Annotated in this window: 17 protein-coding genes; 7 read left to right on the top strand and 10 right to left on the bottom strand. The window is 64.3% G+C overall.

Going from position 1 to position 16,238, the window contains the following annotated elements; translation table 11 throughout:
- Positions 1–204 precede the first annotated feature (204 nt).
- Positions 205–936, top strand: coding sequence for a GTP pyrophosphokinase family protein (locus VIQ49_RS22905; protein WP_331888892.1), 732 nt, complete (start codon positions 205–207; stop codon positions 934–936).
- 7 nt (positions 937–943) lie between these two features.
- Here the strand turns inward: VIQ49_RS22905 and VIQ49_RS22900 are convergent, their stop codons facing one another.
- Positions 944–1,717 (bottom strand): deoxyribonuclease IV, encoded by a 774-nt coding sequence (locus VIQ49_RS22900; protein ID WP_331888891.1) that lies wholly within the window; start codon positions 1,715–1,717, stop codon positions 944–946.
- Between the two features lie 129 nt (positions 1,718–1,846).
- Between VIQ49_RS22900 and VIQ49_RS22895 the strand changes: the two genes are divergently transcribed.
- Positions 1,847–3,244: a wax ester/triacylglycerol synthase family O-acyltransferase gene (locus tag VIQ49_RS22895; RefSeq protein ID WP_331888890.1), complete on the top strand. Its 1,398-nt coding sequence runs from the start codon at positions 1,847–1,849 to the stop codon at positions 3,242–3,244.
- Between the two features lie 148 nt (positions 3,245–3,392).
- Positions 3,393–4,187 carry an endonuclease domain-containing protein gene (locus VIQ49_RS22890; protein WP_331888889.1) on the top strand — a complete coding sequence of 265 codons (795 nt, stop codon included), beginning with the start codon at positions 3,393–3,395 and terminating at the stop codon, positions 4,185–4,187.
- A gap of 51 nt (positions 4,188–4,238) precedes the next feature.
- On the opposite strand, the gene VIQ49_RS22885 is transcribed toward VIQ49_RS22890, so the two are convergent.
- Positions 4,239–5,138 carry an alpha/beta fold hydrolase gene (locus tag VIQ49_RS22885; RefSeq protein ID WP_331888888.1) on the bottom strand — a complete coding sequence of 300 codons (900 nt, stop codon included), beginning with the start codon at positions 5,136–5,138 and terminating at the stop codon, positions 4,239–4,241.
- Positions 5,139–5,235: 97 nt separating this feature from the next.
- Here VIQ49_RS22885 and VIQ49_RS22880 point away from each other — a divergent pair, with 97 nt between their 5' ends.
- Entirely contained in the window at positions 5,236–5,520 is a 285-nt protein-coding gene (locus tag VIQ49_RS22880; RefSeq protein ID WP_331888887.1) for a hypothetical protein, read from the top strand.
- A gap of 27 nt (positions 5,521–5,547) precedes the next feature.
- On the opposite strand, the gene VIQ49_RS22875 is transcribed toward VIQ49_RS22880, so the two are convergent.
- Both VIQ49_RS22875 and VIQ49_RS22870 read right to left on the bottom strand, forming a co-directional pair.
- Complete coding sequence (locus VIQ49_RS22875) at positions 5,548–6,663, bottom strand: DNA adenine methylase (RefSeq protein ID WP_331888886.1); 1,116 nt, start codon at positions 6,661–6,663, stop codon at positions 5,548–5,550.
- 69 nt (positions 6,664–6,732) lie between these two features.
- On the bottom strand, positions 6,733–6,948 hold the full coding sequence (locus VIQ49_RS22870; protein ID WP_331888885.1) for a hypothetical protein: 216 nt from the start codon (positions 6,946–6,948) through the stop codon (positions 6,733–6,735).
- A 157-nt stretch (positions 6,949–7,105) separates the two neighbouring features.
- On the opposite strand from VIQ49_RS22870, the gene VIQ49_RS22865 reads away from it, so the two are divergent.
- Entirely contained in the window at positions 7,106–8,251 is a 1,146-nt protein-coding gene (locus VIQ49_RS22865) for a phosphatase PAP2 family protein (protein ID WP_331888884.1), read from the top strand.
- 12 nt (positions 8,252–8,263) lie between these two features.
- Here the strand turns inward: VIQ49_RS22865 and VIQ49_RS22860 are convergent, their stop codons facing one another.
- Positions 8,264–9,298 carry an EamA/RhaT family transporter gene (locus VIQ49_RS22860; protein ID WP_331888883.1) on the bottom strand — a complete coding sequence of 345 codons (1,035 nt, stop codon included), beginning with the start codon at positions 9,296–9,298 and terminating at the stop codon, positions 8,264–8,266.
- Between the two features lie 112 nt (positions 9,299–9,410).
- Here VIQ49_RS22860 and VIQ49_RS22855 point away from each other — a divergent pair, with 112 nt between their 5' ends.
- On the top strand, positions 9,411–10,577 hold the full coding sequence (locus VIQ49_RS22855; RefSeq protein WP_414731696.1) for a carboxylate--amine ligase: 1,167 nt from the start codon (positions 9,411–9,413) through the stop codon (positions 10,575–10,577).
- A gap of 1 nt (position 10,578) precedes the next feature.
- Here VIQ49_RS22855 and VIQ49_RS22850 read toward each other — a convergent pair whose 3' ends face one another.
- The 5 genes from VIQ49_RS22850 to VIQ49_RS22830 form a co-directional block, all read right to left on the bottom strand.
- The gene (locus tag VIQ49_RS22850; RefSeq protein WP_331888882.1) at positions 10,579–11,412 is read right to left on the bottom strand and encodes an alpha/beta fold hydrolase; all 834 of its coding nucleotides are present in this window, start codon (positions 11,410–11,412) and stop codon (positions 10,579–10,581) included.
- Between the two features lie 19 nt (positions 11,413–11,431).
- A complete protein-coding gene (locus VIQ49_RS22845) occupies positions 11,432–12,244 on the bottom strand; it encodes an acyl-CoA thioesterase domain-containing protein (protein WP_414731695.1) in 813 nt (270 codons plus the stop codon).
- Complete coding sequence (locus VIQ49_RS22840) at positions 12,234–13,484, bottom strand: MFS transporter (RefSeq protein WP_331888880.1); 1,251 nt, start codon at positions 13,482–13,484, stop codon at positions 12,234–12,236. Before VIQ49_RS22840 ends, VIQ49_RS22845 begins: the two co-directional genes overlap by 11 nt.
- Positions 13,481–14,140 carry a GntR family transcriptional regulator gene (locus tag VIQ49_RS22835; RefSeq protein WP_331888879.1) on the bottom strand — a complete coding sequence of 220 codons (660 nt, stop codon included), beginning with the start codon at positions 14,138–14,140 and terminating at the stop codon, positions 13,481–13,483. Before VIQ49_RS22835 ends, VIQ49_RS22840 begins: the two co-directional genes overlap by 4 nt.
- Positions 14,141–14,309: 169 nt before the next feature.
- A complete protein-coding gene (locus VIQ49_RS22830) occupies positions 14,310–14,747 on the bottom strand; it encodes a hypothetical protein (protein WP_331888878.1) in 438 nt (145 codons plus the stop codon).
- An 85-nt stretch (positions 14,748–14,832) separates the two neighbouring features.
- Here VIQ49_RS22830 and VIQ49_RS22825 point away from each other — a divergent pair, with 85 nt between their 5' ends.
- The gene (locus VIQ49_RS22825; protein ID WP_414731694.1) at positions 14,833–16,236 is read left to right on the top strand and encodes a YibE/F family protein; all 1,404 of its coding nucleotides are present in this window, start codon (positions 14,833–14,835) and stop codon (positions 16,234–16,236) included.
- Positions 16,237–16,238: the final 2 nt, after the last annotated feature.

The following is a 16,238-nucleotide window of genomic DNA, read 5'->3' as shown; positions in this document are numbered from 1 at the left end:
AATCGTTCGAACTGCTCTGATTGTGACGAGTACCCGGTAGGTGGACTGCGCGGTAAGTTACTCGCCAGTAACAACTCAATATTACATCCGCTTACCACGACGCACAAACGCGCTGCGCATTGACAAATATGATGTGTGACACATCAAAGAACGTCCATGCGTCCTGGCCCGAGTGCATCCGACTGTTCGGGCACGATGGAGGACATGTCTGAAGTGATGGCGAGTGGCGACGGTCTGCACAGCGAAGGGTCCCGCCCCCTGCGCAGATGGCTGAGCACCGCCGACGGGGACCGTGATCTCGAACCCGCCGATCTCATCGAGATCGGGCACGGCCTTCAGAAGTTCATGCTGCCGTTCCAGTTCGCGAACAAGGAGATCGTCACGAAGCTGGAGATCTTGCGTGACGAGTTCGCCTACCTCAACGACTACAACCCCATCGAACACATCACCTCACGGGTGAAGAGCCCGGAGAGTCTGCTGGCCAAGGCCTACCGCCGTGACATCCCCATGGACCCCACCGCCCTGCAGGACAAGATCGACGACATCGCCGGTGTCCGGGTGACGTGCACGTTCATCACCGACGCCTACCGCCTGACCGAACTGCTCTGCGCCCAGCCCGACGTGAAGACACTGCAGACCAAGGACTACATCGCCAACCCGAAGCCCAACGGATACCGCGGGCTGCACACGATCGTCGAGACGCCGGTCAATCTCAGCAGCGGTCAGCTGCCGGTGAAGGTGGAACTGCAGGTCCGCACCATCGCGATGGACTTCTGGGCCAGCCTCGAGCACAAGATCTATTACAAATACGACCGCACGGTGCCCGCGCACCTGCTCGACGAACTGACCGTGGCCGCCGAGACCGCCAACACCCTCGACGAGAGGATGCAGGCGATCCGGCGAGAGATCCACGGCAGCGGCAATCTCCGCTCCTGAGAACGATTCAGGCGAGCGCCTCACGCAGATAGGTCAGATCGTCGGCAAGACCTTCCTCCGGCGTCTCGAGGATCACCGGGGCGTCGGCGGCCTTCACCACCGCGACCAGGACATCGGGGTCGATGTGACCGTCGGTGAGGTTGGCGTGCCGGTCGCGACCGGAATCGAACTCGTCGCGTGAGTTGTTCAGGTGGATCAGGTCGATGCGTCCGGTGATCGCCTTCACCCGCTCGACGATGTCGACAAGATCCTCGCCGCCCGCCCACGCGTGGCAGGTGTCGAGGCAGAAGCCGGCGTTGTCGAACTCGCCGACCGCGTCCCACAGCCGTTCGATGTTCTCCAGGCTGCGGGCCATCGCGTGGTCGCCACCTGCGGTGTTCTCGATCAGGATCGGGACTCCGAAGCCGCCCTTGTCGTTCGCCCGCTCGAAGAGCTTGCGCCAGTTCTCGTAGCCGTCTTTCGCATCCTCGTCGTCGCGCAGGTGGCCGCCGTGCACCACGAGGCCGAAGGCTCCGAGTTCGGCGGCCGCGGCGGCCTGGTTTATCACCGCCTGGCGCGACGGCATCCGCAACCGGTTGTTGAGGCTGGCCACGTTGATTCGGTACGAGCTGTGCACCACCACATCGATCGGGGAGTTGCGGATCTGCTCGGCGAGAGGGTGGGGTTTCGGCTTTTCCCAACCCTGTGGATCTGTCACAAACATCTGGAGCAATTCGGCGCCGAGTTCCTCGGCGCGGCCGATGGGATCGCTGTCTTGTCGTACGTGGGCACCTGTGCGCATGACCACAGCTTAGGAGGCTCTGGTCACAACGGACGTTTCTCCTGCGCGATCTCCAGGTATTCGGTGGCGAAGTGGAGCACAGTGAATAGCTGGGTGCCACTGTCGGACGAATTGCCTGGGGGAGTGAACGTGGAACGTTTGAGTGGTCTGGACGCCTCATTTCTGTATCTCGAATCCCGATCGCAACTGATGCACATCGTCGGCCTGATCGAACTCGACCCGGATACGGTCGACGGCGGCTATTCGTTCGAGAAGATGCGCGACGTACTCCAGCGGCGGATCGCCGGACTTCCGACATTCCGGCGAAAGCTCAGGGACTCGATCCTGAACCTCGACCATCCGGTGTGGGTCGAGGATCGGCAGTTCGACATCGAGCGGCACGTGCACCGGGTGGCGGTGCCCGCCCCGGGTGGGCGCACCGAACTCGCCGACTTCTGTGCCCACATCGCCGGGGTGCCGCTCGACCGCAGCAAACCGCTGTGGGAGATGTGGGTGATCGAGGGGCTCGCCGACAGGAAGATCGCGGTGTTGCTACGTATGCACCACGCCGGCGTCGATGGTGTGACGGCCTCGGATCTGCTGGCGAAACTGTGCACGTTCAGTCCCGACGAGCCCGAACTCGACGAGGATTCCCTCGCCCATTCGGCCGGGGACGCCTCGCTGGTCGGGCTCGCGGTCGATGGCGCGCTCCAGGTTGCCAGGCGGCCGATGAGTTTCGCGCGCCTGCTTCCCAAGACGGCGCAGGTGCCGTTCGACTGGGTTGCCCGGGCGATCCGGAACGAGGCGATGCCGTTGCCGTTCCGCGCACCGCGGACCCCGTTCAACAAGTCGATCACCGGGCATCGGAGCCTGGCGTACACGCAGGTGTCGCTCGCCGACGTCAAACGCATCAAGGACCACTTCGGCGTCAAGATCAACGACGTCGTACTGAGCGTCTGCGCCGGGGCACTGCGCGACTACCTCGATGAACTGGGCGAGCTTCCCGACCAGCCGTTGGTCGCGATGGTCCCGGTCTCGGTGCACGGGGACAACGACGACGACCTGGTGACTCAGGGCACGAACAAGGTGACGGGCATGTTCACCAAACTGGCCACCGACATCGAAGACCCGGTGCAGCGAATCACAACCGTGGGCGAGCAGGTCCGCAAATCCAAGGAACACCACGGCTCGATGGACTCGAACCTCCTTCGGGGCTGGGCGCAGTTCGTGCCACCGGCCACGATGGGCGTGGCGATGCGGCTGTACGCGTCGCAGGAACTGGCCGAGCGGCATCCGGTGATCTACAACCTGGTGATCTCGAACGTCCCCGGTCCCGACTTCCCGCTGTACTACCTCGGCGCGAAGATCGAGGCGATGTACCCGCTCGGTCCGGTGTTCCACGGGGCCGGCATGAACATCACCGTGTTCTCCCAGAACGGCCAGCTCAACATCGGCGTCATCGCCTGCAAAGAACACGTCCCTGATCCGTGGCCGCTGATGCAGGCCTTCGAAGACGAGGTGAAGGTGCTTCTCAAGTCCTGCCCGTAACCCGGCCCCCTGAACCCGATGATGTGCTGTTTTGGCGGTGCCGACCTGGCGTTTTGTTCGCCAAAAGGGCACATCATCGGGGTTCGGGCTGTGGATAACTCCGTGGTGGCGGCGGGTTTCGGTCGGTCCGGGTGGTTTCTGTGTCCGTATGGAACTTCCCACGGGCCCGAGGCGGGTAGAAGATCTCCTTGCGCTGATGTCGCGGTATCAGCTGCGGGAGAATTATCGGATCCTGTTTCGGGGCGTGTGGATTCGCCGTGATCAGGTTGTCGATTTCACGATGCTCGGTGTCGCCGCGAGTCTGGCCTATCCGGGTAGCGACAAGGATCTACCGGGCATCCTGTGCGGATGGTCGGCAGCTGATCAGTGGGGCAACCTGTATCGGCCTGAAGATGCGCAGCCGGAGTTGATCGTGCCCATCAACGGCCGCGAGTTCCGCGGCTTGCGTGTGCGACGACTACAGATCGACGACGACGAATACACCGTGCTCGGCGGAACGCTCGTGACCACCTTGGCCCGGACTGCAATCGACCTGGGGCGCTTCAATGCACGCGACGACGCGGTGGCAGCCCTGGACTCGATGGTCCGTCGGCATCCGGGATTGCTCGAAGACGTTCGATCGGCGCTCCGGAAGTGGGAACGTCATTGGGGAATCGGTAAGGCGATCACGGCGCTCAAGTTGGTCGATCCGTTGTCGGAGTCGCCGTGGGAAACCCTGCTGAGACTTGTCTTCGTCGACGAGGGATTCCACGGATTCGTACTCCAGCATCGGGTGATGGGCGGTCGGTATCGGCTTGATGCGGCCTGGCCGCATCTGAAGATTGCGGCCGAGTACGACGGTGAACACCACCGCGGTGCCGAGCAGCACGCGCGGGATCTCGAGCGATGGAACCGGCTGCGCGCGGCAGGCTGGGTTGTCATCACCGTCACCGCACACCGATGATGTGCTGTTTTGGCGGTGCCGACCTGGGATTTTGTTCGCCAAAAGGGCACATCATCGGAGTGCGGGGGCGGGGGCGGAGGTGGCGTGCCGCGCGGCTTCGCAGAAGACCGGGATGAAGCGGTCGGCCTCGAGCACGCAGCAGGCGTGCCCGCCGTCGACCTCGAATGCCTTGCTGCCAGGGATGTTGTCGGAGAGCAGGTGCTGACGCGCCGGTGGGATCACCCGATCCCTGGTCGAGATAAGGACCGCGGTGGGTACGTCGATCTCGGAAAGCCAGGGCCGCGAATCGAACCGGCCCATACCGTCGCCGAGTGACCCGAGGCGGGAGACCGGGGTCGACAGGAACTGCCGCAGCGCCCAGACGGAATCCGGGACTGTTCGATCGTCGAGTTTGGCGGCGTTCGGCTGCACGTGGGGCGGATGAATGACCTTCATGACGCGTCCGATGTTGGACATGCTGGTCTGGCGTTTGGGGTCGTTGCTGCCGAAGTAGGGCCCGGTGGAGCACAGGATCAATCCGTTGACACGGCTGCGATGACGGCGCCAGGTCAATTGGGCGACACCGCCACCCATCGAGAACCCGGCAGCGGTGAAGGTGTCGATGCCCAGGGCGTCGGCGAGCGCAGCGACGTCGTCGGCGCAGTCGTCGAGGTCGAACGGCCGGTTGCGGAGGCCGCGTCCGTGCCACCGCTGGTCGAGGGTGATGACCCGGAAATGCTTGTTGAGGGCCGGGATCAGCGGGTACCAGCACAGCAACCCGTTGGTGAGGACTGAATGCAGGAGGAAGATCGCCGGTTTGTCCTTCGGGCCCGAGTCGGTGACATACGTCGAACCCCGTCCCGGCAGATACACCATGTGGCCATCGGGGAGGTCGCGGACGGGGTAGGGCTCGATGACCCGATCGATTCGTCGCAGTGCCACATCGCGAGCTCGGACCAGAGCGCTTTTCATCTGCTCGACGTTACGTGGGATTTTGCTCTGCCGCCCCTCGTGAGCCCGGCGTAAGATCAGAGAATAGTGATGTGTATCACATAGGAATGGAGTCATCATGCACTCAGGAACGTCGCTACATCTCCGCAGGCTCGCGGTGTGGCCGGCCGGGTGGCTTGCCTACTTCGCAGGTGTAGCCGGGGCCGCGTCGGTGGCGCTGACACTCATCGCGACGGCCAGCGAGCACTATGTCGAAGGTGCCGTCGCGGGTATCTGCGCGGTGGTCCTCATCACGCTGTCGATCGTCTCCCTCCGAGCGATTCCGCACATCTCCGATGCGCACACGAAGGCGATGCAGGCCCGTCGGGACCACGCCGTGTACCGGGCGCGGTACCCCCTGTAGGCCTGTAGGCCAGATCTGGCGAGCAGGTCAGAACCGTTCCACGAGGTAGAGGTGCTCGGTGACGTGCACGCTCCTGCCCTTGAGATTGCGGCTGCCGCGAAAGGTGTTGTAGCGCTGCGTGAACTCGGTGACGGTGCCGATGGGTTCGAGCATGTCGCGCATCTGTTCGGGGGTGATGTATCCGTCGTCGTTGAATGAGATCAACAGGAACTTCGAGTCGAGATCTTCGATGAGCGACCGCAACAGCGGCGCGGCGCTGGACCGCACGTTGTAACCCGACCGGTTCCAGTCGTTGGGTATACCCGAAACCTTGCTCATCGCGGTGGGTACGCGGTTGTCGGCGATCAGGTTGAGCATGAAGTAATTCGAGCCGTACGGGTGCTGGTTGTAAGGCGGGTCGAGGTACGCGACGTCGATGCCCCGGACCAGTGTGGGCAACGCTCCGGCGTCGGTCTGCAGCACCCGGCGCTCGGAGCGATGACGGCTCAGGACCGGTGGACGCGCGGTGATGGCCCCGGTGATGCGGCTCAGGGCATCGGCGCCGCTACCGCCGAACCGGCCGAGACCGGTCTCGCGATCCTTGTAGAAACCCTTGAACACTCCCGCGGTGTTGGCGTGGACGGACGCCGCCGACAACAGTGGTCCGAGCAGCAATGTGCGTAGAGGCTCGTCGAGTCCGTGGATGAGGTGGATGTACGCGTCGAGGCGGCGTGCGTTCTCGCTGGTGTAGAAGACGCGTTCACCTGGTGCGATCTGGTTGTCGTCGGACGGCGCGTAGTGCTCGGCGATGAATCCGTCTGTCCGGTAGCCGGATTCGACGACCTGATTGATCTCGTCCACGGTCTGCCCGAGCACCGCGCGGTCGATCTCGTCGGAATTGGTCAGGTAACAGTCGCTGACCACCCGCGCGTAGCTCTCGAGGTCGTTGGCGATCACCAGCTCCGACCGCGACTTCGCCAACCGGGAGACCACACCACTTCCGGAGAACGCATCGAGCGTGACGAGCCGGCGCCCCACCCGCTGTTGCACCGTGGCCAGCGCCTCGTCGATGAGGCCGAGCAACTGGCGTTTGTTGCCGATGTAGGTGATCAGCTGTGACGTGCGGTAGTCGGCGTCCTCATCTGCCACCTCGGCCGTGTCCACAACTGCAGAGCGTATCGAGATCGGTTTGCTCACCGAACAGGACTCCGCCGCCGCGCTCTGCCGACTCGGTCAGTCGTCCATGCAGAGTTCGGTTTCGATCGTGATGGGTACACCGGTCGCGATGAGCAGCCGGCAGGGCGCCTCGGAATCGCGATACAGGCTCAGCCACTGATGGCCCCGGCTGCCATCTGCGTACACGGCTTCCAGGGTTCGGTTGAGGCGCGCTTCGGCTTCGTTGTTGATGATGTACCGCCGGTCGCCATATCGCAGATACTTGTTGGGCACGTTGCCTCCGGAGTCGGATCGGTTGCGTGTGTTCAAGTGTGACTGACGCCACTTGAGGTGATGACCGGTTTGATCCGAGCCGCGCCGTCTGTTTCCAGGCGGGAACGTTTTGGCGAATTCTGAGCCAACGACAGGTGTCCAGTGATTACGTGGCTTCATGAGCACGCAGGAGGCCGACCGGTCCGATGCGGCGATCCCCGGGGGGCACGTCGTCGATCGACCATGGCGTACGCGCCTGAGCACTTCCAATTGGGGTGCGTCGCTGAGCAACCTGAAACTGTGGCGTGCGATCGCGATCGCCGCCTGGCTTGCGTTGGTGATCGCGCACCTCGCCTACCTCGGACTGGCCTTCGACCGGACCCGCCTGTTGCTGCTGCTGTGTGCCGGGCTGGCCGCGGCCAGCATCGGCCGCCGGCGGGTGATCACCGTGGTGATCGATTGGCTGCCGTTCGCGTTGATCCTGCTGGCCTACGATTTCACCCGCAACATCGCCCAGTGGCTCGACATGCCCACCCAGTGGGCGCTGGCCGTCGACTTCGATCACTGGATGTTCGGGGTCAACCCGACGGTGTTTCTGCAGAGCCACCTCAAGCAGGCCGAGCCGCCGTGGTGGGAGGTGATCACCAGCGTTGTCTACATGTCGTATTTCATCGTCCCGTACGCGGCGGCCGCGGTGCTGTGGCTCCGGGATCGCAACGCCTGGAGGCGGTACGCGGCGGGATTCCTGCTGACGACGTTCCTGGCGCTGGTCGGGTACACGTTGGTGCCCGCCGCGCCGCCGTGGGCCGCAGCCCAGTGCTCGGCCGCCGAGGTGACCGATCATCCGAGACACCCGGACTGTATGGACCGCGCCCCGTACGAGGGCGGCGGCATGTTGGGCGATGTGGTGCCCGAGCACGAGGGCGCGCAGCCGTACGTCGAACGGATCTCGGCCCGCGGCTGGGATGTGCTCGACATCCACGCGGCGTCGGGGCTGGTCCGGCTCGGTCAGGCGAAAGCGAATCTGGTGGCGGCCATCCCGTCACTGCACGCCGGGCTGACGATGTTCCTCGCCATGTTCATGTGGCCGCGAGTGGGTGCGCTGGGCCGGGTGCTGTTCCTGGGCTATGCCTGCGCGATGGCGTTCACGCTTGTGTACACGGCGGAGCATTTTGTGCTCGACATCCTGCTCGGCTGGATGTTGGCCGGGTTCGCGATCGTGACGGTGAACCGGTGCGCCAAGTATCTGAAGGCGCGCCGCGGCAGAGCCGGTGAGAAGGGCCCTGAGGCCGACGAGGAGGCATGTGAAACATCGAACGTGTAGTCGGTTCGCCGACTACGAATGATCCGGTCCCCGGGGGGTGTTCGCCCGGGTCGGAGTGTTGTCCGGGGTGTCGTGACCGTCGTTCTCGGTGTCGGCGGTGTTGTCCGGCGTGATCGTCTTCGGCCGTCGCAGACTCCAGCCACCCTTGGCCGGTTCCGCCTCGCCGAAGTGGTCCGCGTCGACGGTGCTGTACAGGGCCACCAGCACGGCGCCGATGACCGCGCCGATGAAGCCGATGAGCGCGAGCCACTCGAGTCCCGGTTTGGCACTGTCGTTCAGGAACGTCACGCCGATGATTCCCGGGCCTGCGGTCTCGCCGACCACCAGGACGGCGGTGACGCCGTTGACCTGACCGAGTTGCAGGGCGACGGTGTGGACGTAGAAACCGATCGCGCCACCGATCGCGATTGTCCAGGCCGCGGGATCGGTGAGCAGGGTGCCGAGGTCGAAGGGGTCGACACCGCGCAGGATGCGGACCGAGATGGCCACCACCCCGAAGAGGAGTCCGGCTGCGGCCCCTCCGACGATTGCCCCGCGCCTGCCGAGGCGGTAGACAGCCAGCAGGGCCAGCACCGCGAGGACACATGTGGCACCGAGCAACCCCCAGTGGAAGCTGGACTCTTCGCCGCCGCCGCTCTGATGTGACGACGCCATGCCCAGGGCGCACAGCGAGAAGACGACCGCACACATGGCCACCCAGTCGCGGCCATGGAGTTTGATGCCGAGGACAGCGGTACCGATCAGGGCGGTGACGATCAGGTTGGCCGAGACGATGGTCTGGGACAGGAACAGTGGGAGGAAGCGCGCGGCCACGGCGCCGGCACCGAACCCGATCACCACCATCGACGTCCCGATGATGAATTCGCGTGTCTTGAAGGTGTCGACAGTGGAGGCGACCGACGGGCCGCCCTCGCTGGTGAGCTGATCTTGCTTGTCCGCGTCGCGGGCCGCGACCGCGGCTTTGCGGGCGCCGAGGGCTCGCAGAACGGTCGAAACTCCGTATGCAATGGCGGCAGCACTTGCGAACAGGACGCCGATCAGAAACACTCAGACACCTCCCCTCACCAGTGTGGCGGCTCACAACCCGCACCGTCACTCAGTGTTTTTTAAGCTACCATGCTGCGGGTGCAGCCAAATTCTGGTCTTTCTGCGAGGTGTGATGTCCGGTCGTAGCGGCAAAAATGTCCTCATTACATTCGGCCGATCGTTTCTCACGCTGGACCTGGCGAGGTTGATGAACGCCGGTGGGCACAACGTGTTCATCGCCGATTCGGTGCCATTTCCCATCACCCGGTTCTCCAATTCCGTGCAGAAAGTATTTCGGGTCCCGCGGCCGAAATTCGAGCCCAGGGAGTATGCCGCGGAAATAGCGCGATTGGTTCGATCAGAGTCCATCGACATGGTCATCCCCGTGCACGAGGAGACCGACATCTTGGCGATGTCGCGCGATCTGTTCCCGCCGGAGTGTCGCCTGTTGCTCTCCGATTTCGAGACCGAGCACAGGCTACACAACAAGTTTGAGTATCAGGTCCTGCTCGACACCCTCGGTCTCCCGACCCTCAAGTACGCGCAGGTGCGGTCCGCGGCGGAGTTCGCGGCCCTCGATTTCGACAAACCCTTCGCGTTGAAGCAGGTCTACTCGCGGGGTTCTCAGCGGGTGTACAAGGTGAATCCGGGACAGATGCCGGAGGGTCTCGAATTCGATCCGGATAATCCGTGGCTTGCTCAGGAATGGCTCAAAGGCGACAAATATTGCACCTATTCGGTGTGTCATGAAGGGCGTATTCATGCCCATGCCATTTATCCGGTCCGTTATGCCATCAATGGGCAATCATGTCTCACTTTTGAGCCCGTCGAGCATTCCGGGATCACCGAATGGGTGACCAAGCGGGTGAAAGAAACAAACTTCACGGGCCAAATCGGCTTCGACTTCATCGAAGATTCCGAGCGCGGACTGTTCACCATCGAGTGCAACCCGCGGTCGACGAGCGGGATCCTCATGTTCGAGCCGCACAATCGCGTCGACCTCGCGTTCTTCGGTGAGAACGACAACGTCATCACCCCGAGCGCCGGTGTCCGGAAGATGGTCGGGCCGGGCATGCTGCTGTACGGCTGGCGCAAATCCGCGCTCGAAGGCAACACGCTGCGCGGTTTTCTGAGGGACTTTCGGCGGACCGACGAGATCATCACCCGGCGGGACGACATAGGTCCTTTTCTCGGGATTCCGTTCGCCCTGGGAAACATCTTGCAGAACTCGATGCGTTACCGGGTGGGTCTGGCGGAAGGTTTCATGCACGACCATGAGTGGGATGGCCAGGTGCACTGACTCAGCGCTGGCGGGTGCAGAACTCGGTGATGCGACGGACGCTGTCGCCGGGTCCGGTGAACAGCCCGCCGTGGCCGGCGCCGTCGATCTGTGCGAACTGTGATCCCGGGATGTGTTGCGCCGTCGCGGCGTTCTGAGTCGGCGGGAAGAACAGATCGTGCTCGAATGCGAGTACGAGGGTGGGGACATCGATCTCGGCGAGGTGTTCGGGTGTCGGTTCCCCGGCTTTGATCCAACCGTATGAGGCCGTGAGTTGTCCGGTGAGACCTTCGGGGCTCGCCCACCCGCCGTCGGAGTCGGTGAGGACGTCTCGCCATCCGGCGACCGTGTTCGGGTCTTGCAGCAGGGTGGTGTGCAGGGTGGTCATGAGTTGTTCGAAAACCAGTACTGCACGCGGTATCTCACCGATCTGCTCGATCAGCGCCAACTCCATCTCGCCGACCAGTGCGCCGATCGGACTCGGCTGCAGGCCCGCGAAAAATACTGCTGCACTGACCAATTCGGGTCTGGTTCGCAACATCATCTGAGTTGTGTAGCAGCCCATGGAATATCCGACAACGGTCGCAACCTCGACACCGAAGTGGTCGAGGAGGCCGGCGGCGTCGTCGGCGAGGTCGGCGATGGAATACGGCGCCGGTGGTGCGGCCGAGGGGGCCAGACCGCGTGCGTGATAAGTGATCACGCTGAATCCGGCGCCGACCAGCGAGTCGACGAGACCGCAGATGTCCCATACCATCGACGGCATACCGAGGCCGCCGTTGAGCAATACGGTGGGACCTTCACCGGCGCGTTCCACGCCCAGGACAACACCGGATTCGAGTGTCACCGTGTCCATCGAGCGCGCCCTTCTCGTCTTACAACAGTCCCTTGCGCGCCGAGAAGTCGATCTGCGCCGCCGGATTGCTGACAGCGGTGACCATACCGGTTCCGTACGGACCTTTCCGGTCATACAGGGTTGCGGTTCCGACGGAGATCCCGTCCGCCGTGATGTGGGTGTCGGCCTCGATCCCGAGCTCGTGGCCCTCGGGTATCCGGGACAACGCCATGGTGAGGTCGCAGTTGATGTAGCCGATGCCCTCGGTGCCCAGATTGGTGACCAGGCTGGTCGACTCCGCGGACTGCACGGCGTGGACAAACGGCGAGCACGGTTCACCGGGAAGCACTGCCATCCCGGTGCTCCAGGCGCGCTTGCGGGCGACGTTCTGGTGGCCTCCGATGCTCTGGGTCCACTCGTTTCCGTCTGTGTTCATGTACGGAAAGCGAGGTTTGTTGTCGAAAGCATGTTCCGGTGGGGTGAATGTTGTCTCGGGGCGCCACTCGTTTCCGGGAGGCGGTGCCGATCGGCGCAGGAACACGATGGATGCGCGGGCGACCATCGTGTCGTCCTGCATCACCTCGGCATCGGCGACGACGATCCGGTGGCCGGACCTGACCTTCCGGGTATTGATCACCGTGGGTGCGTTGCGTGCCGACTTGAACATGTCGATCGTGAGGCGTGACGGGACGAAGTCGGGGTCGGAGAAGTCGCGTTCGAGAGCGTGGGCCGCGGCAGCGCATACAGCCGGACCGTTCAATGCGTTGGGGTCCCAGACGCTGCGCGCCCACGAGGTGGGGATCAGCGTGAAGCCGTCGGCGCCCTGGGTGTAGTAGCTGAGGTCAGACACCATTCGATAGTGGCAGACCTGCGGTGACGCCGGCGTCCTGGGTGTCGGGGCGAGAGGCCGGCAGGTTCCGGCGCGATTGGCGGGTGATCGCCGCCAGGGTGAGTGCCGCGGCGACGGCACCGAATCCGAACATCCAGGGGTACGTCATCGCCGGGATGTATTCATGCAGGTAGGCGAGGGTCGCGGGGATCGCGAACCCGAGGTAGGTGAGTGCGTAGTAGACCGCGGTGAGTCCGGCGAGGTCGCGGGGGCCGGCGATCCGCTGCACTTCGGAGAGGCCGGCGACCAGCGCGATGCCGTAGCCGGCACCCAGGACCACCGCGGCGAGTAGAACGGCCCAGATGGTCAACAACGCCGCGGCCAGTGCGGCCGCGCCCATCCCGACGATCATCAGGAACAGCGCCACCTGGCTGGCCCGGGCCGAATCGGGTCGGTCGATCCGCCGCCCGGCCGACTGGATGGTGAAGCCACAGGTCAACGTCACCGCAGAGATGAGCGCGGCGAACGCCATCGGAGCGGCGTCGACCTCGGGTGCGATCAGGGTGGGGAGGATCGCCTGGCAGCCGATGGCAGCACCGAACACCCAGGGCGCCAACGGGACCACCACCATCAGGAAACGTCGATCGCGCAGCGATGGGATCTGCAGATCGTGCAGGAGCCGGGTCTTGGTTGCTGCGGGTCGCCGCGTTTCCTGCACCGACCACATCCAGGCCGCGGCGACCAGGCAGGTCACCGTGTTCACCACGTACGACGACGCGTGTGGCCACGGGCCCCACTGGGCCATCGTCCCGGCGAAGGCCGCGCCGATACCGAAACCGGCGGTCAGACTCATGGCCGCCCGGCGGGCGCCATTGCCGGACTCGGCGGGCCCCCAGGGCGGGCTGGAGAGTTCTTTGATCCAGCTGGTGCCGACCGCCATCGCCAGCCCGATGGCGATGCCACTGAGGATGCGGCCGACCGTGAGCAGTGGCACCGAGTCGGAGGCGCAGGCCAGGACCATCGATCCGGCAGCGGCGACAAACGCGGCCGGCCGCATCAGAGGCCGGCGGCCGAACCGATCGGAGAGCGGCCCGCCGATCAGCAGCGCGGGCACCATGCCCACCACGTAGGCGAAGAGCAGGACGTCGACCGTCGGACCGGCCATCTCGTACTCGTGTTTGTAGAAGACCAGTAGCGGCGTGAATTCGTTTCCGCCCCAGGCGATTGCGAACATCGCAGCGGCGACGCCGTGCCAGTCCCTCATGACGGGTACCCGTCGATGGGCAGCGGTGTCCGGAGGTCGTGGACCGCCGCGAGATGTCCTGCCAGCGACTTCGCGAATCCGGGTGCGTCGCCGGCATCGATCAGATCGGCGAGTTCGGTGTGGTGGGATATGATCCGCTGCATCTGTGCGCGGTCACGTTGCACGGAGGTACTCGTCATGCGTAGCTGACGGTCGCGAAGTGTGTCGTAGAAGCCGGTCAGCAACGGATTTCCGGCGGCCTCGACGAACATGCGATGGAATTCGGCGTCGGCGATCGTGAACTCATCGACCTCACCGGCCTCGGCGTGGGTGCTTTGCCGGTCGAGTGCAGCGCGGAGTTCGGCCACCAGGGCGCTTCGATCGCCCGTGGTCAGGATCTGCACGGCGGCGGTCTCGACCACAAAGCGTGCGGTGATCACGTGCTCGGCCTCGTTCACCGGGACCGGCACGATCAGGGCTCCGCGCTTCGGATAGAGCTTCATCCAGCCCTGCGCCTCGAGGCGCAGGAACGCTTCGCGGACCGGAGTGCGGGACGTTCCCAGGGTCGTCGCGATCTCGCCCTCGCTGATCAGCTCGCCGCCGGCCAGGGTTCCGGCCAGGATCTGGCCTTTCACCTGGTGGTATGCGCGCTCGGACGCCGACAACTGCTTAGACACAACTTGTATCTAAGCACCGATCCCAATCCTGCACCAACTCCGTCGACCAGGCCTTGGAACTCGTCGACCGGGCCACAGTCATCAGGTCGCGGTCGCGGCAACGGCACGGTCAGCGGTCGGAAGGGCACGGTCGGCGGCGTCTAGGGCCCGGCCCGCGGGGGTGCCGGGGTCAGTGAGCGGCGGGTTTGGAAATCTCGGCCTGATAGCGGACCGCGGCGTCGCGGAAGGAGAGCGCTTTGCGGTGCTGACCGTCGGCCGTCAGCAGGTCGGCGGCGCGTTCGCACAGCCCGGCGGCTTCATCGGGCCGGCCGAGGGCGTCGAGGGTTCGAGCCATGTGTTCGGTGACATCGAGGGTGTCGGGATCGATCGGGCCGTGCGTGAACGTGTACTTCGCGAGCAGGTCGCGGCACTGTGGTTCGCATTCGGCCCACAGCCCGAGCCGCACCTGACATCGGATGACGTCATGGAGGTTCGACAGGCATTTCAGTGAATAGGGGCCTTCGCGGCGGCATCGGATTTCTCGCAGAACCGAGAATTCCGCAAGGGCGTGTTCGTATTCTCCGGCCTCGAAGAGCTCGGTGGCTTCTCGTTGCATTTCGTCGAGCACAACTTCCACTCTCGCGCATCGGATGCCGGACTGTGGCGAATCGCAGATATCCGTCCGACGCCCCGGTCACGATATTGTCGGCGGAGTGAGCCCTCCCTCCGGTCGTGACGAGCCGCATCAGCATCACCACCATCACCTTGGCCCGGTGGATCTCCATCCGAACGTCGCGAGGGTGGTCGTCGGACTGTTGGTCGCGTCCGCTGTGGCGGTTGTACTCGGGCTGGTGCTCTTGTGGCCGGGCGACCGGGACCACGGCATCCCGGTGAACTTCCAGTCGGTCGGCGGCGGTTCAATCCAGATCGAGAGCGGACAGGTGGTCGCGCAGGCCACCGCTGCCTGCCTCAACAAGCAGGCCGGGCAGGTGTTCGCGGGCGACGCGGCGGTGCAGTCGGTGAAGGACGGCCCGTGCATCCAGAGCACAGTGGGGCTGACGTCGGGTCCCAACGAGGGCGCGAACACGTTGATCGAGGTCGCCACCCACCGGGTGGACGCCGGCATCGAACAGGACTCGGGCAGCGACGAACTCACACCGGAGCAGCTCGCCAAGCCCCTACCCGGACAACCGGACCTGAAGGTCGGCGACAACATCAAGCTGTCGCGGTCGGCCGGTGTCGACGGCGCCGACACATATTCGTTCTTCGACTACGGCCGTTCGACCTCGATCATCGTCTGGGCGTTGGTGTTTGTCGTCGCGATCGTTCTGGTGGCGGCCTGGCGGGGCCTGCGGTCGGTGATCGGACTGGTCTTCGCGTTCGCGATGCTCTTCGGGTTCACGCTGCCTGCGATGCTGGACGGACAGTCGCCGGTTGCTGTCGCGATCGTGTCGTCGGCGGCCATCCTGTTCGTGGTCATCTATCTGGCCCACGGGGTGAGTCTGCGGACCAGCGCGGCGTTGCTGGGAACATTGGCGTCACTTCTGTTGGCGGGCTTCCTGTCGTGGCTGGCGATCGAGACGATGCACATCACGGGCTTCTCCCAGGAGCAGACAACCAATCTGCAGATCTACAACAACGCGATCTCGCTCAACGGAATCCTGTTGGCGGGATTCATCATCGGAGCGCTCGGTGTGCTCAACGACGTGACCATCACCCAGGCGTCGGCGGTGTTCGAACTGTCGGCGGCAGATGGTGGCAATCGGCTGCAGACCTTTGCCGCGGCGATGCGCGTGGGCCGCGACCACATCGCCAGCACCGTGTACACCCTGGTGTTCGCGTACGCGGGCAGCACACTTCCGCTGCTGTTGCTGTTCTCGGTGTCCGGTCAGACCTTCGGGACGTTGATGACGACCGAACTGGTCGCGATCGAACTCGCCCGCAGCTTTGTCGGCGGTATCGCGATTGCGCTCTCGGTGCCGCTGACCACCGCGGTGGCGGTGATGCTGTCCACCAAACCAGGGGCGGGCGAGGCTGATGACACCGACGACATTGTCGATGTCGCGGTCATCGAAGAGTCACCTCGGTCACGCGGACGGCACTGGCTGCCCGAGTAGCT

The organism is Williamsia sp. (assembly GCF_036566845.1).
Classification (GTDB): domain Bacteria; phylum Actinomycetota; class Actinomycetes; order Mycobacteriales; family Mycobacteriaceae; genus Williamsia.
Note: the sequence above shows the minus strand (reverse complement) of the source record. Positions and strands in the feature narration are given on the sequence as shown.